This window comes from Cupriavidus ulmosensis (assembly GCF_977008105.1).
The window spans coordinates 2,278,916-2,300,694 of sequence record NZ_CDRMWP010000002.1; the positions used below are offsets into that span (position 1 = coordinate 2,278,916).

19 protein-coding genes are annotated in these 21,779 nt (G+C 68.9%); 3 read left to right on the top strand and 16 right to left on the bottom strand.

Features of this window, described 5'->3' with window-relative positions:
- Nucleotides 1-92: 92 nt before the first annotated feature.
- Together ACWTPI_RS29835 and ACWTPI_RS29840 are read right to left on the bottom strand one after the other, a co-directional pair.
- Nucleotides 93-794 carry a response regulator gene (locus ACWTPI_RS29835; protein ID WP_454733548.1) on the bottom strand — a complete coding sequence of 234 codons (702 nt, stop codon included), beginning with the start codon at nt 792-794 and terminating at the stop codon, nt 93-95.
- A 12-nt stretch (nt 795-806) separates the two neighbouring features.
- Entirely contained in the window at nt 807-2,723 is a 1,917-nt protein-coding gene (locus ACWTPI_RS29840; protein ID WP_059412594.1) for a type IV pili methyl-accepting chemotaxis transducer N-terminal domain-containing protein, read from the bottom strand.
- A 589-nt stretch (nt 2,724-3,312) separates the two neighbouring features.
- On the opposite strand from ACWTPI_RS29840, the gene ACWTPI_RS29845 reads away from it, so the two are divergent.
- Both ACWTPI_RS29845 and ACWTPI_RS29850 read left to right on the top strand, forming a co-directional pair.
- Nucleotides 3,313-4,065: a substrate-binding periplasmic protein gene (locus ACWTPI_RS29845; protein WP_196812954.1), complete on the top strand. Its 753-nt coding sequence runs from the start codon at nt 3,313-3,315 to the stop codon at nt 4,063-4,065.
- An 84-nt stretch (nt 4,066-4,149) separates the two neighbouring features.
- On the top strand, nt 4,150-5,481 hold the full coding sequence (locus ACWTPI_RS29850) for a GGDEF domain-containing protein (protein WP_454733549.1): 1,332 nt from the start codon (nt 4,150-4,152) through the stop codon (nt 5,479-5,481).
- A gap of 206 nt (nt 5,482-5,687) precedes the next feature.
- Here the strand turns inward: ACWTPI_RS29850 and ACWTPI_RS29855 are convergent, their stop codons facing one another.
- From ACWTPI_RS29855 to ACWTPI_RS29915, 13 genes are all read right to left on the bottom strand, one after another.
- Entirely contained in the window at nt 5,688-6,893 is a 1,206-nt protein-coding gene (locus ACWTPI_RS29855) for an iron-containing alcohol dehydrogenase (RefSeq protein ID WP_454733550.1), read from the bottom strand.
- Nucleotides 6,890-8,524 (bottom strand): GMC family oxidoreductase, encoded by a 1,635-nt coding sequence (locus ACWTPI_RS29860; RefSeq protein WP_454733551.1) that lies wholly within the window; start codon nt 8,522-8,524, stop codon nt 6,890-6,892. The genes ACWTPI_RS29855 and ACWTPI_RS29860 overlap by 4 nt, the downstream gene beginning before the upstream one ends.
- Nucleotides 8,521-9,321, bottom strand: a complete 801-nt coding sequence (locus tag ACWTPI_RS29865; RefSeq protein ID WP_454733552.1) for a shikimate dehydrogenase family protein — start codon at nt 9,319-9,321, stop codon at nt 8,521-8,523. The genes ACWTPI_RS29860 and ACWTPI_RS29865 overlap by 4 nt, the downstream gene beginning before the upstream one ends.
- A gap of 144 nt (nt 9,322-9,465) precedes the next feature.
- Complete coding sequence (locus ACWTPI_RS29870; RefSeq protein WP_020203742.1) at nt 9,466-10,248, bottom strand: enoyl-CoA hydratase; 783 nt, start codon at nt 10,246-10,248, stop codon at nt 9,466-9,468.
- Nucleotides 10,249-10,261: 13 nt separating this feature from the next.
- Nucleotides 10,262-11,458: a CaiB/BaiF CoA transferase family protein gene (locus ACWTPI_RS29875; protein ID WP_029043762.1), complete on the bottom strand. Its 1,197-nt coding sequence runs from the start codon at nt 11,456-11,458 to the stop codon at nt 10,262-10,264.
- A gap of 113 nt (nt 11,459-11,571) precedes the next feature.
- The gene (locus tag ACWTPI_RS29880) at nt 11,572-12,225 is read right to left on the bottom strand and encodes a GntR family transcriptional regulator (RefSeq protein ID WP_020203740.1); all 654 of its coding nucleotides are present in this window, start codon (nt 12,223-12,225) and stop codon (nt 11,572-11,574) included.
- Nucleotides 12,226-12,435: 210 nt separating this feature from the next.
- Nucleotides 12,436-13,938, bottom strand: a complete 1,503-nt coding sequence (locus ACWTPI_RS29885) for an aldehyde dehydrogenase family protein (protein WP_231586506.1) — start codon at nt 13,936-13,938, stop codon at nt 12,436-12,438.
- A gap of 2 nt (nt 13,939-13,940) precedes the next feature.
- Nucleotides 13,941-14,990 carry a branched-chain amino acid ABC transporter permease gene (locus ACWTPI_RS29890; RefSeq protein WP_454733553.1) on the bottom strand — a complete coding sequence of 350 codons (1,050 nt, stop codon included), beginning with the start codon at nt 14,988-14,990 and terminating at the stop codon, nt 13,941-13,943.
- Nucleotides 14,987-15,868, bottom strand: a complete 882-nt coding sequence (locus ACWTPI_RS29895; protein ID WP_020203737.1) for a branched-chain amino acid ABC transporter permease — start codon at nt 15,866-15,868, stop codon at nt 14,987-14,989. Before ACWTPI_RS29895 ends, ACWTPI_RS29890 begins: the two co-directional genes overlap by 4 nt.
- Before the next feature lie 33 nt (nt 15,869-15,901).
- Nucleotides 15,902-16,612, bottom strand: a complete 711-nt coding sequence (locus ACWTPI_RS29900) for an ABC transporter ATP-binding protein (RefSeq protein WP_020203736.1) — start codon at nt 16,610-16,612, stop codon at nt 15,902-15,904.
- On the bottom strand, nt 16,599-17,432 hold the full coding sequence (locus tag ACWTPI_RS29905) for an ABC transporter ATP-binding protein (protein WP_082079592.1): 834 nt from the start codon (nt 17,430-17,432) through the stop codon (nt 16,599-16,601). Before ACWTPI_RS29905 ends, ACWTPI_RS29900 begins: the two co-directional genes overlap by 14 nt.
- Nucleotides 17,429-18,376, bottom strand: coding sequence for an NAD(P)-dependent oxidoreductase (locus tag ACWTPI_RS29910; protein WP_020203734.1), 948 nt, complete (start codon nt 18,374-18,376; stop codon nt 17,429-17,431). Before ACWTPI_RS29910 ends, ACWTPI_RS29905 begins: the two co-directional genes overlap by 4 nt.
- Nucleotides 18,377-18,427: 51 nt before the next feature.
- Nucleotides 18,428-19,672 carry an ABC transporter substrate-binding protein gene (locus ACWTPI_RS29915; RefSeq protein ID WP_020203733.1) on the bottom strand — a complete coding sequence of 415 codons (1,245 nt, stop codon included), beginning with the start codon at nt 19,670-19,672 and terminating at the stop codon, nt 18,428-18,430.
- Between the two features lie 288 nt (nt 19,673-19,960).
- Between ACWTPI_RS29915 and ACWTPI_RS29920 the strand changes: the two genes are divergently transcribed.
- The gene (locus tag ACWTPI_RS29920; RefSeq protein ID WP_454733554.1) at nt 19,961-20,473 is read left to right on the top strand and encodes an acyl-CoA thioesterase; all 513 of its coding nucleotides are present in this window, start codon (nt 19,961-19,963) and stop codon (nt 20,471-20,473) included.
- Nucleotides 20,474-20,838: 365 nt separating this feature from the next.
- On the opposite strand, the gene ACWTPI_RS29925 is transcribed toward ACWTPI_RS29920, so the two are convergent.
- Complete coding sequence (locus ACWTPI_RS29925; protein WP_454733555.1) at nt 20,839-21,756, bottom strand: LysR family transcriptional regulator; 918 nt, start codon at nt 21,754-21,756, stop codon at nt 20,839-20,841.
- Nucleotides 21,757-21,779: the final 23 nt, after the last annotated feature.

A 21,779-nucleotide genomic window follows, 5' to 3' on the forward strand; every position in this document is an offset into this window, starting at 1 on the left:
CTGCCGGGCAGCCCGGCATGTCCGGAAGGAGTAGGGATGCGGCGCGCGCGGGGCCCCGGCCATAGTTCGAAAGAACTATGGCCAGGACACGATCAGGCGCTGTCGTGCCCGGCCAGGAAGACCGCCGCCTGCACCCGCGAACTCAGGTTGAGCTTGCGCAGGATGTGCTGGACGTGGATCTTCACCGTCGTCTCGGCGATGTCCAGCTGGCGCGCGATGGCCTTGTTGCTGGCGCCGCAGGCGATGCGGCGCAGGATGTCCAGCTCGCGCGGCGACAGCGCGGCCAGCAGGCCGGCGCGCGGATCGCCGGCGGGATCCTCGGGCCGGCCCGCGGGCGCGGCGCCGGCCGGACCGGCGTGCACGGCCTGGAACGCGGCGGCCAGCTTGGCCGTCATCTCCGGGCTGATGGCCGACTGCCCCCGCCAGGTCTGGTGGATGGCCGCCACCAGCGCGGCGCCCTCGATGTTCTTGAGCACGTAGCCGTCGGCGCCCGCCTTGAGCGCCGCGCCGAGGTCGCGCTCGTCCTCGCTGACCGTCAGCATCAGCACGCGCGCCTGCGGCGCGGCCTCGCGCAGCCCGGGCAGCGCGTCGATCCCCGTCACGCCGGGCAGGTGGTTGTCGAGCAGGATCACGTCCGGCTGCAGCGCCTGGGCGCGGTGCTGGGCCTCGCCGGCGTCGCCGGCCTCGCCGACCACGCGCAGCGCCGGCTCCTGCGCCAGCAGCGCGATCAGCCCGCGGCGGAACAAGGTATGGTCGTCGACGACCAGCAGGCGGACCGGACCGGTGGCGGGCATCGGTGTCTCCCCTCAGTGGCCCGGCGCGGCCTCGGCCACGCGCGCGGGCCGGGACGGCGCCTCGCGCGGCGCCAGCCGGCGCGGCAGCGTCAGCATCACGCGCGTGCCCCGGCCGCTGTCCGAGTCCAGCGTCACGGTGGCGCCGATGCGCTGCGCGCGCTCGTGCATGATGCGCAGGCCCACGTGCAGCCGCGAGGCATCCGGCGGGCGCGCGGCGTCGAAGCCGCAGCCGTCGTCGCGCACCTCGAAGCGCCACGCCTCGGCCTGCCGCACCGCCACCCAGACCTGGGTGGCGCGCGCGTGCTTGCGGATGTTGGACAACGCCTCCTGGATCACGTGCAGCACCTGGACCTGCACGTCCGGCATCAGGGCCACGTCGCGCCCCTCGACGCGCAGGTGCGTGCGCAGGCCGGTCTGGTGCTCGAACTTCTGCAGCGTGGTGCGCAGCGCGGGCTCGATGTCCTCGTGGTTGGTGCGCGTGCGGAAATGCACCAGCAGCTCGCGCACGTCGCCGTAGGTCTCGCGCACGCCGGTCTCGATCTCGCCGAGCACCCGGTCGGACGCCGCCGCGTCGCCGCGGCCCAGCGCGCCGCGCATCAGCTCCACCTGGATGCGCAGGAAGACCAGCGACTGGGCGATCGAATCGTGCAGCTCCTGCGCCAGCAGCCCCCGCTCCTCCGCCACCGCGGCCTCCTTCTCGAGCGCGCCCGCGCGCAGCCCCTCCATCGCGCTGGCGAGATGGGCGGCGAGCGCTTCGAGCAGGGAATGGTCCTCCGCCGTCAGCACGGTCTCCTCGATGAAGAACAGGTCGATCTCGCCCAGCACCCGCTGCTGCAGCTTCACCGGCAGCGACACCAGGGTCCGGTAGCCGGCGCGCGCGCAGCGGATCGACGCATCGTCGGGCCGCGCCCCCACGGCGATGACCCGCAGTTGCGCGGTGGCGCCGTCCTGCCCGCAATGGCAGGCGCCCGCGTGCAGGCAGCGCTCCTGCTCGAGCAGGTCGCGCGGCAGGCAGTCGCCGGCCAGCAGCAGGTAGCGCTGATTGGCCGCGTCGGACCAGCGGATCGCCACCGCGTCGGCATGGGCGATGGTGCGCAGGCGGCGCGCGAACCCCTGGCCGAGCTCGTCGAGCGTCGCCGCCTGCGCCATCTGCCGGCTCATCTCGTACATGGCCGCCAGCCGCATGCGCTCGCGCTCGAGCCGCGCGGTCTTCTCGCCGACGCGCCGCTCCAGGTCGCCGTACAGCGCCTCCAGGTTGGCCGCCATGTGGTTGAAGCCCTCCGCCAGCTCGCCGAACTCGTCCCGGGACGTCACCGCCACGCGCACGCCGAGATCGGCCGCCTCGACGCGCTGCAGGCCGCGCCGCAGCCGCATCAGCGGCTCGACCACGATCAGGTAGCTGGCATAGAACAGCATCACCGCGCTGGCGATGGACAAGGCCACCATCGCCAGCTGGAACATGTGCAGCCGCGCCGTCCAGCGCGACAACTGCGACTCGATGTCGGACACCAGCGCATCGACGGCATCCGCGAAGCGGTCGATGTCCGCCATCGGGACCGGCGCGCCGCCGAGCCAGCGCGCGCGCAGCGGCGCCCAGATCTTGCGCACGCTGGCGAACTGCGCGCGCGTCTGGGCATTCCACGGCACCACCAGCGGGCGCGACGGATCGCCGCTGGCCAGCAGCTCCAGGCTCTGCTCGGGCTGGCGCAGCTGGGAGGCCAGGGCGGCGGCCGGCGTGCCGCGCTCCACCGCCAGCGCGATCCGGTAGCCCTGCATGCGCATGCGCCCCGCTTCGTTGACCGCCGCCGCGCCGCCCTCGATCTGCCACGTGACCCAGAGCGTCAGGCCGATCGACGTCAGCGCAAGCACCAGCGCCACGGCGCCGATCGCCAGCAGTTTGGTCAGCAGACTCCATCTCGGCCGGTCCATCGCGAGACTCCAGGTTGCGCGTGGCTCTGCTGCCGGGGGACGGGCAGGCGGCACGCTGCATGGCAGGATCTCCCGCCGCGGCCGTGGGGGAGCGCGGCGGCCATGCCAACGAAGCGGCACCCGGGCGCGCGCGCATCGTCACAGCTTGCGCAAGGCGCCGCCCGGGGCGGCAGGCATGTTTCCTGATCGAAGAGAGTATATGCAAGGCCACGTGCCGGGGCCCGACTTATCTCGCGGGAGGCGCGGGCGGCGCCGGCCGTGCCGCCCGCGCGCGGCAAGCGGCGCATCAGGCGCCCCGGCCGGGGCGCCGCCCGACGCCGGCCGGCCACGCGCCTGACGGTTCCCTCCAATGGCCCTAGAAGTTGTTTCAAAATGAAGCGAAGCGGTCCTGGCTAGGCGCGCGGCCGCAGACAGTACAACCAGTACTTGCCGTGCCGCGCAACGACGCCAGGATCTTTTTGAAACGACTTCTAAATTATTGCGCCGGATTGCCGTTATGGTCGCAGGGGCTCACACTGCCACGGCTCGCGGATCACCGCGCGGGCCGCGCGGGAACCGGGCCTTTGTCTCCTCACCAGCACCCGCCGCCATGCATGTCTTCCGCCCTTGCCGGCTCATCCTCGCCGCCTGCGCGTTGTGGGGAGCCACTTCCGCCGTGGCGCAGACCGCCATCGTGCTGTACTCCGAGGCCGGCCAGCGCCCCCAGTCCTACGAAGAAAACGGCATGCCCAAGGGGGCCTATATCGAGAACCTGAACCGCGTGCTCAAGCGGCTTCCCGAATACAAGGTGCAGATCCGGTTCGCGTCGTGGGCGCGCTGCGTCGAAGAAGCCAGGAACGGCAACAGCGCCGGCGTGATCGGCGTGTACTATCGCCCCAGGGAGCGGCCGTTCCTGAACCACTCCAGGCCGTTCTACACCGAAGACGTCGCGGTGCACTGCAACCGCGATTCGGTCGAGGGCCGCACGTTCAACACCTATCCCGACGACTTCGCCGGCCTGAAATTCGGCAACCAGCGCGGTTATCTCGCGCCCGGCAAGCGCTTCTTCCAGTTCGTCGGCGAGGGCAGGATCGAGCTCGTCGAGGGGCATGAATTCCACGATCTCGTCAAGAAGATGCTGGTGCAGGAGATAGACTGCGTGGTCAACCCCAGCGTCGTCATCAACGAGGCGCTGGTCACGCTCGAGGCCCAGGGCATTCCGGAGCGCATGCGCTACAAGTCCCGGCGTGTCATGACCATCAAGGGCGAGACCGTCCATATCGGCTTCAGCAAGAAATACGAAGAGTCGCACCCGGAGCTGGCCAGGTTCCGCCAGTTGTTCGACAAGGCCGCGGACGAATAGAATAGCCGGCTCCCCGATTTACCCGAGATCGCGCATTACATGCCACTGCTGCCACCGGTTCGGTCGATCCGGAACAGGATGATCGTGCTGTTCATCGTTGCCACTACGACAACGCTGGGCGCGTTCGCCGTGCACCGCCAGTGGCTGCTGCGGCAGGACCTCGAGCAGCGTTTCGAGCGCACGCGCGCGGAAGTGCTGGAAGGGCTCCGGCAAAGCCTGGCGGCGCCGACCTGGGCGCTCAACGTGGGCATCCTGCGCACCGGCCTCGAATCCACGCTGATACACCCCGAAGTCACCGAAGCCTGCGTGTTCTCGCCCGACCGCCAGGAGGTCTACGCGGAAGTCCACCGCGCCGCCGTCCCCGGCCGCGCCGCAGCATCAGGCACGCTACCCTGCGCCACGGACAACGGCCACGACGTGCTCGCCAACGTCACGATCTACCCGCCCGACGACATCGATCCGGAACGCCGCAAGCAGGCCATCGGCCACGCCGTGATCCGCTTCACCCGCGACAACATGCACCAGACCCTGCACGCGGCGATGGCCCAGGGCGTGACCGAGGTCGCCGCCATCGACGTGGCGCTGGTGCTGCTGCTGACCTTCGGCCTGCGGATGGTCTTCGGCCCGCTCGAACACCTGCGCGGCGCCCTGTTCGAGCTCGCCTCCAGCCACGGCGACCATCTCGACGAACTCGACCAGCTCGGCCGCACCGAGTTCGACAGCGTCATCGACGGCTTCAACCTCGTGCTGCGCCGGCTCAAGCTCATCATCGCCCAGCGCACGGAAGCCGAGCGGCGCGCGCGCGCCGCCATCCAGTCCAGCCACCACGCCTTCGCGCAGATCCAGGCCACCCAGGCCGAGCTGGTCGAGAAAAACCGCCAGCTCGAAGTGCTCTCCAAGACCGACCAGCTGACCGGCGTGTTCAACCGCCGCCACCTCAACGAAACGCTCGGCAGCGCGCTGGCATGCGCGCGCGGCGACGGCAGCCCGTTTTCGATCATCCTGATCGACGTGGACCGTTTCAAGTCCGTCAACGACACCCACGGCCACCAGGCCGGCGACCAGGTGCTGGTCGAGATGGCCGGCCGCATCCTCGAAACCAAGCGGGCCACCGATACCCTCGGCCGCTGGGGCGGCGAGGAATTCCTGCTGATCTGCGCCGGCACCGGCCTGCGCGACGCCGTGCTGTTCGCCCAGGCGCTGCGCCACGCGCTGTCGGAGCGCGACTTCTCCGTGACGGGGCGCATGACCGCCAGCCTGGGCGTGGCCTGCGTGCAGGACGGGGACACCATCCACGGCCTGATCTCGCGCGCCGACGAAGCGCTGTACCGCAGCAAGCGGCGCGGGCGGAACCGGGTGGAGTACGCGGGCGACGACCCGCCGGCGACGCCCGGCGAAGCGCCGCGCGGGCACTAGCCGGATGGCCCTCCTTCTCCCGCTGGAGGGCCATCCTGACCTCCATCAGTTGGCGGAGCTTCGCCTCCACCGCCTTCTGCCCGTCGGCGGACATGTGCTTCCCGTCGTCACAATATGCGCCGGACTTCTCCCTCGCTGGGTATCAAGCGCATCGGAATATCAAACCGGGAAAAGACGTCGTTTTTTGTCGTCTTCTCCGCGCCCGGCTACAGCGCCAGCTCAAGAATCTCCAGCACGTCCGCCTCCCGCGCGATCGGACGCGGATTGGCCAGCACCGGCGCGTAACCGAGCGACCGGCGCGCGATCTCCCGCAAGTCGCCGCGGCCGATGCCCAGGTCCCGCAGCCTGCCGGGCAACCCGAGGGATGCGACCAGCTCCGCGATCAGCATGGCCGCCGGGACGTCCGGGCGTCCCACGGCGGCGGACAGTTGTTGCTGGCGTGCCGCGTTGACGCTGGCGTTCCAGCGCAGCACCGCGGGCAGCATCGCGCATGAGGTGTGGCCATGCGCCACGTCGAACGTGGCGCCGATCGCGTAGCCGATGCCGTGGCTGGCGCCCGATCCGGCGCCGGTGGACAAGGCCGAGATCGCCTGCCACATGCCGAGCTGCGACCGCGCCCGCGGGCCGCCGCGGTCGGGATGGCTCCTGATCGCGCGCAGCCCGTCGTGGAGCAGGCGCCATCCCTGCAAGGCATGGAGGTCCGTCACGGGATTCGCGCTCGGGGAACAGAATGCCTCCACGGCGTGATCGACCGAGCGCATGCCTGTCGACAGGAGGAGATCGACGGGCGTCATGCGCGTGGCGGCGGGGTCCAGGATCGCCGTTCGCGCCACCAGGAGTTCATGCCTGAAGATCTGCTTGGCCTTGGTGGCCAGTTCGGTCACGCCGGCCACGGCGGTGAATTCGGCGCCCGACAGCGTGGTCGACACCGAGACCATGCGCACGGGATTGGCGGGCGGCGAGATGGCGGTTGCATCGAGCAGGGCATCCACGGCGGCGACATCGCGCACGTCCATCCATTGGCACATCAGGGCGGCCTTGCAGCCGTCGATGACGGAGCCGCCGCCCACCGCGACGAGCAGGTCGGCGCGGGCGCGCCGCATCGCTTCCGCGATCTCCAGCACATCCTCGCGCGGGGTGTGCCCGCGCATGGTCGCGATGGTGCCGACGTGCCGTCTCCCGAGCTCGCGCTCGACCTGCTGCAGCGGCCCGTCGGCCATGCGCGCGAGGGACCGGCCCGATGCGACCAGGACCCGCCCGGCGCCGCAGCGCTCCGCCTCGGCCAGCACCGCGCGCCCCGCCGGCATCGCGAAGACCACGCGCCCGGGCAGGGCATTCTGATAGACGAAGGGGACGCGCCCGAGATCGTCGTCCTGCTCTTGCGCCGTCACCGGCGGCGGTTGCGGGGTCATATAGTTTCCCGCCGCTGGCCGGCGTCGGCCAGGATGAGATCCGCGCCCTTCTCCGCCACCATCATCACGGCGCCCTGGATGTTCCCGGAGACCATCTTCGGCATGACGGACGCGTCGACGACGCGCAGGCCCGCCAGCCCTCGCACCGACAGGCGCAAATCGACCACGGCGGCGGCGTCGCTCCCCATGCGGCAAGTGCCGAGCGGGTGGTAGATGGTCTGGCCGTTGTCGCGCGCGAAGTCGAGCCAGGCCTCGTCGCTGGCGCACGCGTCTCCCGGGCTGAGTTCCTGCACGACGTACGGCCGCATGGCGCTTCGCGACACGATCCGGCGCGCGACCTTCATGGCGCCGACCATGCAGTCGCGGTCGACCTGCGCGTCGAGGAAGTTGGGGCGGATCGACGGCGACGCGAGCGGATCGAGCGACTTCATGTGAATGCTGCCGACCGATTCGGGCCGAAGCTGCGTCACGCCGATGGTCATGCCGGGCGCGCGGTCGAGGATGCGCCTGGACGCATCGGCGTAGCTCGCGTGCACGAAGAAATACTGGGCGTCGGGCGTGGCCACGTCCGGACGCGATTTCACGAAGCCGTTCACCAGGCCCGTTCCGAGCGTCAGGATGCCGGTCCTGCGCGTGAAGTATTCCGCCACGGCCAGCCCGAGGCGCCATCCGCGCGACATCTCGTTCAGCGTGACCGTGTTGCGCACGCGCCAGTTCATGCGCGTGGCGAAGTGATCGACGTAGTTCTCGCCGACGCCCGGCAACGCGTGCCTGACCGGAATTCCCATCCGTTGCAGCAGCGCGGGCTGGCCGACGCCGGACAGCTCCAGGAGCTGCGGCGACTGGATCGCGCCGGCGCAGAGGATGACCTCGCGCGCGGCGCGCGTGGTGGTCTCCACGCCGCCGCGCCGCCACGTCACGCCGGTGCAGCGCGCGCCCTCGATTTCGATCCTGGTGACGAGGGCGTCCGTCACCACCCGCAGGTTGGGCCGGTCGAGCGCCGGCCGCAGATACCCTTCGTAGGCGCTCCAGCGCCGGCCCGCCGATTGCACGACCTGGTAGTAGCCGACGCCTTCCTGGCTCTCGCCGTTGTAGTCTTCGTTGTAGGCCCAGCCGTCCTCGCGGGCGGCATCGATGAACGCCTGCGCGATCGGGTAGCGCTCGCGCACCTGCGCGAGCTTCATCGGACCATCGTGCCCGCGCGCCGGGCCGCCCCGCGGATAGTTCTCGATCTTGCGGAAATAGGGCTCCACGTCGCGCCAGCCCCAGCCGTGCGCGCCGCCGGCCGCCCACGCATCGTAGTCGGCGCTCTGGCCGCGCACGTAGATCATGCCGTTGATCAGCGAGGAACCGCCCAGGCCCTTGCCGCGCGGCACCGAGATCACCCGGTTGCGGGTGCCCGGCTCCGCCTCGGTCTGGAAGCGCCAGTTGTACTGCTGGTCGACGAGGAGCTTGCTGAAGCCCGCCGGAATGCCGATCCAGCGGCTCGCGGGCTCGCCGCCGGCCTCGAGCATGAGCACGCGATGGCGGCCGGAGGCGCTCAGGCGGTTCGCCAGGATGCAGCCTGCCGTGCCGCCGCCGACGATGACGTAGTCCCAGCCCTCCTCGCGGGCAAGCGCGCCTTCGCTCATGGGGCCGCCTGCAGCATGAAGTCCGCCATCATCTCGATCTGGCTCACGAGCATGGGCTTGCCATGGTGGATGCGGCAGCCCCGCTTGCGGGCGGCCGCGAGCAGCGCCGTCTCGGCCGGCTTCATGATGACTTCGGCCACCACCTGGTCCGGGGTCAGCCGTTCGGCGTCGAGCGGCAGCGCGTCGTCGGGCCGCATGCCGAGCGACGTGCAGTTGATCACCAGGTCATGTCCCGACGGGTCGCGGGTGCCGACCGCGATGGCGATGGCCGGAAACGCCACGCGCAGGCGCGCGGCCAGCGCCTGCGCCTTGGCCGCGTCGCGGTTGGCGATCGTGATCGCGGCGGCGCCGGCGTCGCCGAGCGCGTACGTGATGGCCGTCGACGCGCCGCCGGCGCCCGCCACGTAGACGCGCATCCCGGCGGGATCGAGGTCGTTGCCGCGCAGTCCGCCGACGAAGCCCAGGCCGTCCAGGATCCCACCCCGCAGCCGCCCGTCGGGCAGGCGCCTGACGATGTTGACCGCGCCCACGCGGGCGGCCTCCGGCGTGAGTTCGTCGCACAGGGCGACGAACGCGTTCTTGTGCGGCACCGTGACGATGAACCCTTCGAGGTTCGACATCTGCCGCAGGCCGTCGGCCACCTTTGCCAGGCCCGCGACGGGCACCTGCATGGGCACCAGGGCCGCGTCGATGCCGCGCGCGGCCATCAGGCGGTTGATCTCCTGCGGCGCGAGGACCTGCTGGATGGGATCGCCGATGGTGGCCATCAGACGCGTGGTGCCGGTGATCTCGTTCATCTTGTCTCGGGTGGAATGGCAGATTGGGAGATTGGGAATGCGCACGGCGACGCCCGGGGCATCGGCCGTCCGCCGCGCCTCGCGCAAGACAGGTCCCGTCTCAGGCGCCCGGCATGTCGGAGCGCGCCTGCGCGGCCAGCGCCCTCAGGCGCCCTGGAACCGCGGCTTGCGCTTCTCCATGAAGGCGGCCGCGCCCTCCCGGTAATCGGCGCTCGCGAAGCAGGCCGCGATGGCGGCCTCGGCCGCGGCGACGTCGCGATCGCCGGGATCGTGGATGAGCTCGTTGACCGTCCGCTTGAGCGCCCGCAGCGTGAGCGGCGCGTTCTCGACCACGGCGGCGCACCATTCGTCGAACATCGCATCGAACGTCTCGCGCGGCGCCACCTGGCTCACGAAGCCCATGCGCAGCGCCTCCTGCGCGCCGAAGACGCGCGCGGAGAAGAACATGTCGAAGGTATTGGCCACGCCGACCACGGTCATGAACCGGCGCACGCCCACCACGCTGTAGCCCAGGCCCATGCGTCCGGCCGGCATGCGAAAGCGCGCGTCGTCGCGGCAGAAGCGCAGGTCGCACGCGGCGGCAAGGCCGAGGCCGCCGCCCATGCAGATGCCGCGGATCCTGGCGACGACCGGCTTGCTGCATTTCACCGGCGCGAGGTAGGCCTGCTCCACGGCCGCGTTGTAGGCCGCCTGCACCGCGGGGTCCGCCTGCGACGCGCCGAACTGCGAGATGTCGGCGCCGGAGACGAACGCGCTGTCGCCGTCGCCCTCCAGCACGATCAGCCGGATCTCGGGGTCGGCGTCGAGCGCGTCTAGCGCTTCCGGCAGGGCAAGCCACATGTCCCGCGACATCGCGTTGTACTTGCTCGGATTGGAGAACACGATGCGGCCGATGGCCGCCTCGCGCTTCACGATCAGTTCAGGCATGGCTCGTTCTTCCTCAGATAACCAGTTGTTCGCGGAGACCGGCGATCTCCGCAGCGTCGAAATCGCATTCCGCGAGAATCTCGGCGGTATGCTCGCCCCAGGCGGGTGCCGCGGCCACGATGGTAGCCGGCGTGCGCGACAGCGTCACCGGCTGGCTGATCACCTTGATCGGCTCGCCCTTGCCGGTGCGCGTATCGACCACCACGGCGAGATGCTGCACCTGCTCGTCCTCGAGCATCTCCGGCACGTCGTAGACCGGACCGGCCGGCACGCCCGCGTCGTTCAGCAGCGCGACCCAGTGCTGCACGCCGTGCGCGCCGAAGACTTCGTTGAGCCGGCTGTTCAGGCGCGCGCGGTGCTTCACGCGCAGGGGCTCGGTGGCGAATTCCGCGTCGGCGATCCATTCGGGATGCCCGATGACCTTGCACAGCCGCATCCACGTCCCCTGCCCGGCGGCGCCCAGGTTGAGCAGCCCGTCGGCCGCGTTGAACACGCCCATCGGCGCGCTCGTCGGATGGTCGTTGCCCGCGGGCCGCGGGATGTCGCCCTCGTTCAGGAAGCGCGCGACCTGGAAGTCCATCATCGCGATCTGCGAGTGCAGCAGCGACGCCTGCACCCATTGCCCCTCGCCGGACTGGTCGCGCTCGCGCAGCGCGATGAGGATGCCGATGGCGGTGTAGAGGCCCGTGCTCGAATCGGCGACGGCGATGCCGGCGCGCAGCGGCCCGGTCTCGGGATAGCCCGTCACCGACATGAGCCCGCCCATGCCCTGCACGATCTGGTCGAAGCCCGGCCGCGCCGCGTACGGCCCGTCCTGCCCGAATCCCGAGATGCTCGCCAGGATGATGCGCGGGTTGATGGCGCGCAGGGATGCGTAGTCGACGCCGAGGCGCGTCTTCACGTCCGGCCGCCAGTTCTCCACGACGACGTCGGCGGTCCTGACCATGCGCTTGAGGATGGCGAGGCCCTCGGGCTTCTTGAGGTTCAGCGTCATCGACCGCTTGTTGCGGTTGAGGTTCTGGAAGTCCCCGCCGAGGCGGTTGACGGCGAATATGTCTTCGTTCGGATCGACGCCGGCCGGCGGCTCGATGCGAACCACGTCGGCACCGAAATCGGCCAGCATCCGCACGCACGTGGGACCGGCGCGAACCCGGGAGAGGTCAAGTACCTTGATGCCCTGAAGGGCCGAGGATGCGCAGATGCGGGACATTCGTACTCCAGATGTATTTATGTTCGCGCAAAGCCCATTCATGCAAATGGGCACAAGCGAGCCTGGCAGGCCGTTCAAGGCTCGCGAAACTCAGGAGGTGGTGAAGAAGGATCTCAGCGCAGCATGTCCTTCGGTAGCGATTGCAGCAGGTTGATCAGCGTCGCGCCCTCGGGACGCAGATGCGCCCTCATGAGGCGCACCGCCGTCTCGCCATCGCGCTCCTGGATCGCTTTCGCGATCTGGCCATGCTCGAGGTGCGCGTGCATGGCGTCACCCACCGCACCGAACGAATGGGAGCGGTAGGCGACCGTGCGGGTGCGCATGCGCAGGATCTCCTGGCGCAGGAACGTATTGCGCGAGCCGGCATAGAGCACCTCGTGGAACGCCATGTTGGCCTGCTGCCATCCGACCTGGTCGTCGGCCTCGGCGGCGGCTTCGCCGGCGAGATGGGCGTCCATCAGGGCTTGCCGCTCCGGCCGCGTCATGCGCTCGCACGCATAACCCGCGCAGAGCCCTTCCAGGTCGGACAGCAGCTCCCAGACGGAGACCAGCTGCTGCACGTCCATCTTCGAGACGATCGAGCCGCCGCGGGAAATGCTGCTGACGAGACCTTCGGACTTGAGCCGCACCAGCGCCTCGCGCACGGGGGTGCGGGAGACGCCGAACTGCGTCATCAGGCTCTCCTCGTCGATCGAATCGCCGGGCAACAGCATGCGCTGGCTGATCTGCGACTCGACCGCTCTGTAGATCTGGTCGCTCGTCGTCATGGCACTTGCCTGTATCGGAGGGTTCCCGCGAAGCGCGGGCGCTCAAGGGCGCGGGAACCGAAGCGGCATGCCTGCCGGTCGCCGGCACGCCAGGCCCTCGCGTGCGCTCGGAACGCGGGGCATGGGTGTGCGGGGTGGAAAAGCTCGGAAGTGTCTCTCACTGTGGATGGGTCGGAAAAAATCGCTCGAAGTCGTCGGGAAGCAGCCGGGTCAGATCGTCAGGTTGACCGTCACGGTCTTGAGCCGCGAGAAGCCTTCGGTCAGGGAAGACAGCGACTGCTCCTTGCCCTGGCCGCTCTGCTTGAAGCCGCCGTAGGGCTGGCCGAACAGCTGGCCCTTGCCCTGGTTGACCTGCACCCAGCCCGAGTCTATCTCATGGGCCATGCGGATCGCACGCGCCGTGTTGTTCGAGAACACGTAGCCGGCCAGCCCGTAGTGGCTGTCGTTGGCCATCTTCAGCACCTGCGCGTCGTCCTTCCAGGGAATCACGACGAGCACCGGCCCGAAGATCTCCTCCTTGGCCAGGCGCCACGCATTCGAGCTGCCGCCGAACAGCGTCGGCACGGTGAAGTACCCTTCGGCCAGCGGGCCGGAGGTCGGCGGCAGGCCGCCGGTCAGCAGCTTCACGTCCGGGTTCTTCAGCCCCTCCTCGATGTAGCTGCACACGCGCCCGTACTGCTTGCTGCTGATGAGGCTGCCCATGTCGGTCGCCTCGTCCAGCGGGTTGCCGATCTTGTAGCTGTTCATGAGCTTGACCAGCTTCTCCAGGAACGAATCGTAGATGGACTCGTGGAGGAACAGGCGCGAACCGGCGGTGCACGACTGGCTCTGGCGCGTGAAGCGCATGGCCGTGCCCACGTTCTGCACGACCCACTCTTCGTCCGCGTCGTCGCACACGATAGTCGGGCTCTTGCCGCCCAGCTCCAGCGAGACCGGGCCGATGCGCTCCGCCGCCGCGGCCATGATGCTCTTGCCGACCCCGGTGGAGCCGGTGAAGGACATCTTGTGGATGCGCGGATGCGACGCCAGCGCCGCGCCGCACTCCGCGCCGAGCCCGGTGACGACGTTGAGCACGCCCGGCGGGAGGAAGCGCTGGCAGATCTCCGCGAGGAACAGGCCCGCGAAGGGCGCATCCTCCGCGAGCTTGAGCACCATCGTGTTGCCGGCCACCAGCGCCGGCGCGATCTTGATCGAGCACAGCACCGCGGGCGCGTTCCACGGCACGATCGCGCCGACGATCCCGAGCGGCTCGCGGCGCGTGTAGCTGAGGATGTCGTCGCCGAGCGGCAGCATCTCGCCCTTGAGCTCGCTGGCCAGGCCACCGAAATAGCGGAAGGCGTCGACGCACAGCTGCGCCTCGGGCCGTGCCTGCGTGCGCAGCGCGTTGCCGGTCTCGTGCGCGATGATCCGCGCGAAGTCCTCCAGTTGCGCTTCGAGCGCGTCGGCGATCTTCTGCATCGCGCGGCCGCGCTGCGACGGCGTCACCTTCTTCCATGCGGTGAACGCGCGCTCGGCGGCCTGCACCGCGCGCTCGACGTCTTCCGCCCCGGCGCGCGGGATCTCGGCGATGACGCGCTTGTTGGCGGGACACTCGACCGGCAGCGCGCGGCCGTCGGCGCTGCCCACCCACTCGCCGTTGAGCAGTTGCATGACGGGGCCGAGCCGGACCGAGGGTTCGGCCTGGCTTTGCAGACCATGAAATTCGTTGGACACGATCACTCCTGTGGATTGGGGCGGCTGGAGGACGGGACGCCCTGGGTTGATGGATGCTTGCTGGCCTCGCGCCGCGCATCGAGCAGCTTGATCAGCGAGCCGGTGATGCCGCGCGGCATCAGGAACATGCAGACGATCAGGATGCCGCCGTACACCGCGCCGGCGAGCGCCTGGCTGATGTCCGACGCATAGGACGGCACGAACTGCAGGAACAGGCCCGCCACCACCGCGCCGCTGATGGTGCCCAGGCCGCCCACGACGATCGACGCCAGGAAACCGATCGACAGCATGAGGGTGAACGAATCGGGGCCGATGAAGCCGATCGTGTAGGCCGCGAGCGCGCCGCCGACGCCGCCGAGCATCGATCCCGTGCCGAACACGACGACCTTGAGGTGGTTCACGTCCACGCCCATCGACGAGGCCGCCAGCTCGCCCCCGCGGATGCCGGCGAGCGCCCGCCCGGTGCTGCCGGCGACGAAGTTGCGCACCGCCCAGAAGATCACGATGGCGAACAGCAGCACGAAGTAGTAGAGCCACGCGTCCTGGCCCAGCGTGAACCATGCGGGCGGGTCCGGCTTGTCGAAGGTCAGGCCGGCGGCCCCGCCGGTGTACGACTTGAAATGCTTGACCAGCGGCACGACCGACACCGCGAGGATCAGCGTGATGAGCGCCAGGTACAGGCCGCGCAGGCGCTTGGCCGGGAATCCCGCGAGATAGCCGGCGCCGAAGCAGACGAGCGCGGCGATGCACACGGAAAGCGGCGGATTCACGCCCAGCAGCGTATGCGTGAGGATGGCCGTGTACGCGCCCAGCGCGAAGAACATGTTGTGGCCCAGCGAGACCTGGCCCACGTAGCCGGTGATCAGGTTCAGGCCCAGCGCCGCGATCGCATAGGTGAGCACGCCGGTGAACTGGAACGTGCGGTAGCCGGGGAAGACCAGCGGCACCAGGAACAGCAGCGCCGCGAACGCGAGCCAGCCGAGGGTCGACGTCCTGCGCACGGGCCGGGGGCCGGCCACGGCCGGCGCGGGGAGAATGCTCACCTTGTTCATACGCGCACCATCACGGTACTGCCGAAGAGACCTTCGGGCTTGACGATCAGAACCGCCACGATCAGCAGCAGCGGCAGGAGGATCTGCAGGTCGGCGCCCAGCCACGGCAGGTAGGCCATGGACAGGGACTGGGAGATGCCGACCACGGCGCCGCCGACCACGGCGCCGCGATAGCTCGTGAGGCCGCCGACCACGGCCGCCGCGAACGCATAGATGATGATCGAGCCCATCATGTTCGGGTCGATCGTGACGCGCGGCGCGACCAGCAATCCCGAGACCGCGCCCAGCACGGCCGCGAGGCCCCAGCCGATGGCCATCATCGCGGTGAAGGGAATCCCGACGAGCTTGGCCGAGGAGCCGTTGGAGGCGGCGGCGCGCAGCGCCATGCCCAGCCGCGTCTTCTGGAACAGCAGGAACATGCCCACGGAGATCGCCACCAGCACGGCGACCGTGCCGAGCAGCTCGACACTGACGCGGAACGAGCCGATCGAGAAATACTTCTCGGGGAAAGGCGAGTCGAGCGGCATCTGCATGAAGCCCCAGGTCGCGCCGCTGAGGCTGTTGAACGCGAGGAAGAGGCCCAGCGTGACGATGATGATGGTGAGCTCGTCCTTGTTCTGCACCGGCCGCACGAAGATCAGGTAGGTTGCCATGCCCACGAACAGCGAGACGACGATCGCCACCACGATCGCCCAGCCCAGGGGCAGGCCCCAGGCCACGCACTGCCAGGCGACGTAGGCCGACACCGTGGCCATCTCGCCCTGCGCGAAATTGGCGATGTTGGTGGTGCGATAGATCAGCACCAGCGCGAGGCCCAGCGACGCGTAGATCGCCCCGTCGCCGATGCCGTTGATGATCTGCTGGAGGAAATACTGCATGTGTGTCCCTCTCGTTGGCGTCTCGTTAGTGTCTCAGTGACCCAGGTAGGCGGCACGGATGCTGTCGTTGGCGGCGACCTCCGCCGCGCTGCCCGACAGCACCACCCGGCCGATCTCGAGGACGTAGGCGCGATGCGCGATCTCGAGCGCGAGATTGGCATTCTGCTCGACGATCAGCATCGAGGTGCCGAGCGTCCGGTTGACCGTCTGCAGCGCGGCGAACAGGTGGTCGATGATGACCGGCGCGAGGCCCAGCGACGGCTCGTCGAGCAGCATCACGCGCGGCTTGAGCATCAGCGCCCGGCTCACCGCCAGCATCTGCTGCTCGCCGCCGGACAGGCTGCCCGCCTTCTGCTTGTGGCGCTCGCGCAGGCGCGGGAAGAGCGTATACATCTGCTCGATGTCGGCGTCGATGCCGCCCTTGTCCTTGCGGCGGTAGGCGCCGACCTGCAGGTTGTCCTCCACGGTCAGGTCGGCGAACGTCCCGCGCCCCTCCATCGCGTGCGCGACGCCCATGCGCGCGATGCGGTCCGGCCCCATGCCCTTGAGCGGCTTGCCGTCGAGCAGCACCTGGCCTTCGCGCTTGATCATGCCGCTGATCGACTTGAGCGTGGTGGTCTTGCCGGCGCCGTTGGCGCCGAGCAGCACCACGATACTGCCCTCGGGCACCGCCAGGTCGACCCCGTGCAGCACCGCCGTCCTGCCGTAGCCCGCGGCCAGGCCCTTGATCTCAAGAACGTCCACGCTTCTTCCCCAGGTAGGCTTCGATCACGCGCGGGTCGGACTTCACGGCCTGCGGCTTGCCCTCGGCGATCTTGTTGCCGAAATCGAGCACCACGATGTCGTCGGAGATGTTCATCACCATGCCCATGTGGTGCTCGACCAGCAGGATGGTCACGTCGAAGTCCTGCCGCACGCGCAGCAGGGTCTGCGCGAGCTCGTCCACCTCGGAATGCGAGAGCCCGCCCGCGGGCTCGTCGAGCATCAGGAACGACGGGTTGGCGGCCAGCGCGCGCGCCAGTTCGATGCGCTTGAGCGTCGGATAAGGCAGGCTGTCGACGCGCTCGTCGTGAAGATGGTCCAGCCCCAGCCGTTCCAGCAGCAGCATGGCGTCGCGCCGCAGCGCGATCTCCTCGGCGCGCCGCGACACCGGCACGCACGGCGCCATGAACAGGCGGGTGCGGCCGTGGTGGTAGCCGCCCAGCATGACGTTTTCAAGCACCGTCAGGCTGTTGATCAGCGCGAGGTTCTGGAACGTGCGGGCGATGCCCCGCCTGGCCATGTCCTTGGACTTCAGCCCCGTGATGTCCTCGCCGTCGAACAGGATGCGCCCCGACGACGGGTTGTAGAGGCGGCTGACGCAGTTGAACAGGCTGGTCTTGCCCGCGCCGTTCGGACCGATCAGGCCGCAGATCACGTTCCGGCGAACCTCGAACGTCAGCTCGTTGATCGCGACGATGCCGCCGAACCGCAGCGACAGCTTGTCGATCGCGAGCTTCGGCGAAGCCGTCGCCGGCAACGCCTCGACGGTCTCCGGCGGCAGCGCCATCAACACGGCGCTCATGCCCGGACGGCCTCGCCCGGCTTCGGCTGCCGGGGCGCGCTGCCCAGCCCGAGCTCCTGCTGCGCCTGCTGCGCCATGACCGACATGTCGGCACCCGGCGCGGCCGCGCGCAGCGACTGCGCGCACGAGGCCGCCACGCTGCGCGAGACCGTGCCCTTCGCGCCCATCGCGTCGTAGAGCGACATCGCCACGCGCACGTCCTTTTCGAGCAGCTGCATGGTGAAGCCGCAGGCGAACTTGCGGTCGACGATCTGGGGCTGCCAGTGCGTCATGGACACCCAGTTCTGGCCGCTCGAGGCGTTGACGACCTTGAGCATGGTCGCCGGGTCCAGCCCGAACTTCTCGCCGACCGCGAAGGCCTCGCTGTTGACCGCGAGCGCGGTGGCCGACATCAGGTTGTTCAGCGCCTTGACCGCGTGGCCGGCGCCGACCCTGCCGACGTGGAACACGTTCGGCCCCATCTTCAGCAGCAGCGGGCGGGCCGCTTCGTAGTCGGCGGCGTCGCCGCCCACCATGATCGCGAGCGTGCCCTTCTCCGCGCCGATGGCGCCGCCCGAGACCGGCGCGTCGATGAAGCGCAGGCCGCGGCGCTTCGCCTCTTCGGCGTTCGCGACCGAGTTGGTCGGCGCCGACGAGCTCATGTCGATGATCAGGGCGCCCGGCTTGAGCGCGTCGAACAGGCCCTTGCCGCCCTCGCCGCGCAGGACGGCGTCGACCACCTGGCTGGTGGGCAGCATCAGGATCACCGCGTCCGCCGCGGCCATGTCCGCCACCGTCGCCACCCTGCCGCCGACCGCTTCGGCCGCCGCCGCGGCCGCGGCCGCGTTGGCGTCGCTGACCAGCAGCGTGGCCGAGCCCTTGAGATGCCGGACCATGCGGTGGCCCATCGTGCCGAGACCGATGAAGCCGACCGTGGCGAACGCGTGTTCTTTCACTTGTGTCATTTCAAATCGCTCCTCTGTGCTGCGCTGTGCTGTGCTGTCTTGGGGTTGGGATCAGTTCGACTTGGCGCGCGGTTCCCACGCGGGCGTGCGGCCCTCGTAGTTGAGAACGCCGCCGACCGGCACGAACTTCACGCCGTCGAACTGGGCGATCTGCACGGACTCGATCGGGTAGCCGTCGGCCGTCCCCTTGGTGTTCAGCCTGATGCCTTCGAGCAGGATCGGCACCTTGACGTTGTCCAGGCTGCGGATGGACGCCATGAAGGCGTCGCGCGTCGGCGTCTTCATCCGCTCCAGCACGGCCTTCGTGGCCATGCAGTCGTACCAGCCCATCGTCGCGTTCTGGTCCGCCACGTTCGCGCCCGGCGCGTACTGCTTGAGCTTGGTGAGGTAGGTCTTCATGTCCTCGTCGTTCGCGAACGCCGGGTTGGTCGCGTCCTTGATGTAGAGGCCGCTGTAGATGCCCTTGGAGATGTCGGCGCCGGCGGGCACCAGCGTGCCGCCGATGCTGGCGCCCACGTTCCAGACGATGTGCACCGGCTTCCAGTTGATGGCGGCGGTCTGCTTGATGGCCTGCACGACGAACTTCGGCGTGGTCGCCTCGACGAAGACGTCGGCACCCGACTCCTTCAGGCGGCTGATCTTCGCATTGATGGTCGGCTCGCTGTAGCTGTGCTCCTCGTGGGCCACGATGTTCAGGCCGAGCGCCTTGGCGGTCTTGACGAAGGTGTCGGCGAAGAAGGGGCCGCCGCTGTCGTCGTTGATCAGCGCGATCTTGGCGTTCGGCCACTTCTGCTTGATGAACTCCGCGTACATGGCCGCCTCGGTGTTGTACGAGAGATAGCCGAGCATGGTCCAGGGGAACTTCTCGACCTCCGCCCTCGCGCCGAACATCGGGCCGCCCGAGCCGATGAAGGCCTGCGGTATCTTCTCGGCGTTGTAGTACGAGCGCGTTCCGAGGTTGGCGCCGGTACCGTTGTTGCCGATCACGGCGAAGACCTTCGACTGCTCCACGAAGCGGCGCGCGTTCTGCAGCGCGCGGGCCGGCTCCATGGCGTCGTCGAGCGTCTCGATCTTGATCTTGCGCGTCTTGCCGTCGCCGACCTTGACGCCGCCCTGCTCGGCGTTGAGGTAATCGAAGCAGCCCTTGACCCCCACGCCGATGGCGCCGTAGGCGGCATTGGGGCCGGACTGCGCCACGGAGACCCCGAACACGATCTCGGAGTCGGAGATGCCCGCGTCGGCCGCGCGCGCCGCGGCCGACCAGGCAATGAGCGCGGACGCCACCGCGCAGAACATGAGGCGACGGCCCGAAGGGCTTCGACAAGGGCTCCGACCATAGATCATTCGCTGTCTCCTAGTTGTTGTGTTGAGAGTTCCGCCCTCAATCGGCCGGCGCTGCGACGTGTGTGGTTGGTCATCGCCAAGTCTTTTTACACGTCACCTCCGTATATTTATAGAATCTATCTGAATTCAGAAAAGCGCCTTAGGGATATTCCCGTAGCTGCACCGCCGCAAAATTCCGGCGCCGGCGGACGGCCGGGGCGCTGGAACCGACATCGGCAGCACAACCAGGAGGCAGGATCGATGGCAAATGAAAACGGGGCCGACGCGGCACCGGCAACGCAGGCGCCCGCGCTGACGTCCAACGCCGTGAGCGATGCGCTGCGCGCGCGCTTCGGCGTCGAGGGCGAATGGTCGTTCGGGATCACCTTCCGCGCGCGATGGAGCGAAACCGATGCCTACCAGCACGTCAGCAACCGCACGCACTTCGTCTGGTTCGAGGAAACCCGCAACCGCTACCTGGAAGCCGCCGGCTATCCCCTGACCGGGCCGGACACGCCCGGGCCGGTCATCCGCGAGACGACCTGCACCTACGAGCAGCCCATCTCGCTTGGCGACGAAGTGCTCGTGACCTGCCGCACCCCGTGGGTCGGCCGAACGAGCCTGCGGATGGACTACGCGGTGTGGCACGATGGCCTGGCCGCGACCGCGCATACCATCGTGGTCTGGTATCGCAACACCACCCGGGAACGTTTGCCGGTGCCGCCGGCACTGATTGCCTACATGGAAAAACTCGACGGCACGACGCGGCGCTGAGGCCGCGTATGCGCATCCGCTGGGCGAGAGCGCGTCCGCACATTCCCGACAGGATGCGGCTTGACGCGCCGATGTGGAAAAAAGCACATCGGGAGCCACGTCGCGCCGCGCCGGCAAGATCCCCGGGGCCGCGAGCGACCCGCCGGCCGCCGGGCGGCCCCGCTCATTTTCCGCTCATTGTCATGAACCACACTGCCGTTGTGGAGGCAGCGCGCGCCGGTGCGATCAAGGCCCGGTCGCCGGTCCGCCGCCTTCCCGATACGCTCTGGAGACCATCATGGCCAAGATTGCCCGGCTGCTCGAGAGGCTTCACGTCACCCGCCGCTTCGCGGAAAGCTACGGACAACCGGCGATGACCCCGCGCCTCACTTTGCCGCTTTGCGAAGCATGATTTCACGAGCGACTTCGGTGACCAGTTCACGCAACCACTGGTGCGCAGCATCATGGCGGTAGCGGACATGCCACGCCATATCCACCGGGAATGTCCCCAGGTCCACTGGCGCGGCCAGTATCTTCAGCCGGGCATCGCTTGCGAGATGGCGACAGATCAGCGCAGGTAGCGTCGCGCAATAGTCTGTCGCGGCAACAAGTTCCGGAACCGCCATGAAGTGCGTGACGGATATCGCTACCTCACGGCGAAGGCCCTGGCGCTGAAGCGTCTGGAACAGCCCCGCGCGCAGGCGGCCGGGTGGCAGCACATTGACGTGCTTGAGCTGCTCGTACTGTTGCCTGGACATTCGCTTGTGTACAGTCGGATGATCGGCGCGCACCACGCAGGCGATGCCGTCTTCCATCAGGGGCTGCACCACGAGGTTGTCAGGCGGGTCGACAATGCGGCCCAGCACCATCGCGGTAGCGCCGGAACCCACGCCGGTCTCGGCCAGGTCCGTGCCAAACGGCACCAGCCGCAGCCGAATTCCCGGTGCCCGCTCGCTCAACCGCGTGACGATTCCAGGCAACAGCACGAACTCGACGTAACTGCTCGGCGCCAGTATGAACAGACGCTCCGCCTGCTTCGGGTCGAAGCCCTGCTGGCCCAGTACCAGCTCGTCGAGCTGGCCGATCGCGGCGGCGATGCCGGGCGCCAGCGCTTCGGCTTTCTCCGTTGGCTGCATGCCGTACCGTTCGCGAATGAACAGGGGGTCCTGCAACAAATCCCGCAGTCTCGCCAGGGCATTGGACAGCGCCGGTTGCGTCATCCCCAGCCGCTCGGCCGCACGCGTGACGCTTCGCTCCTCCATGAGCGTCAGGAATACGGGCAAGAGATTCAGGTCGTAGCGCATCCAGATATATTGTCAGGAAAATA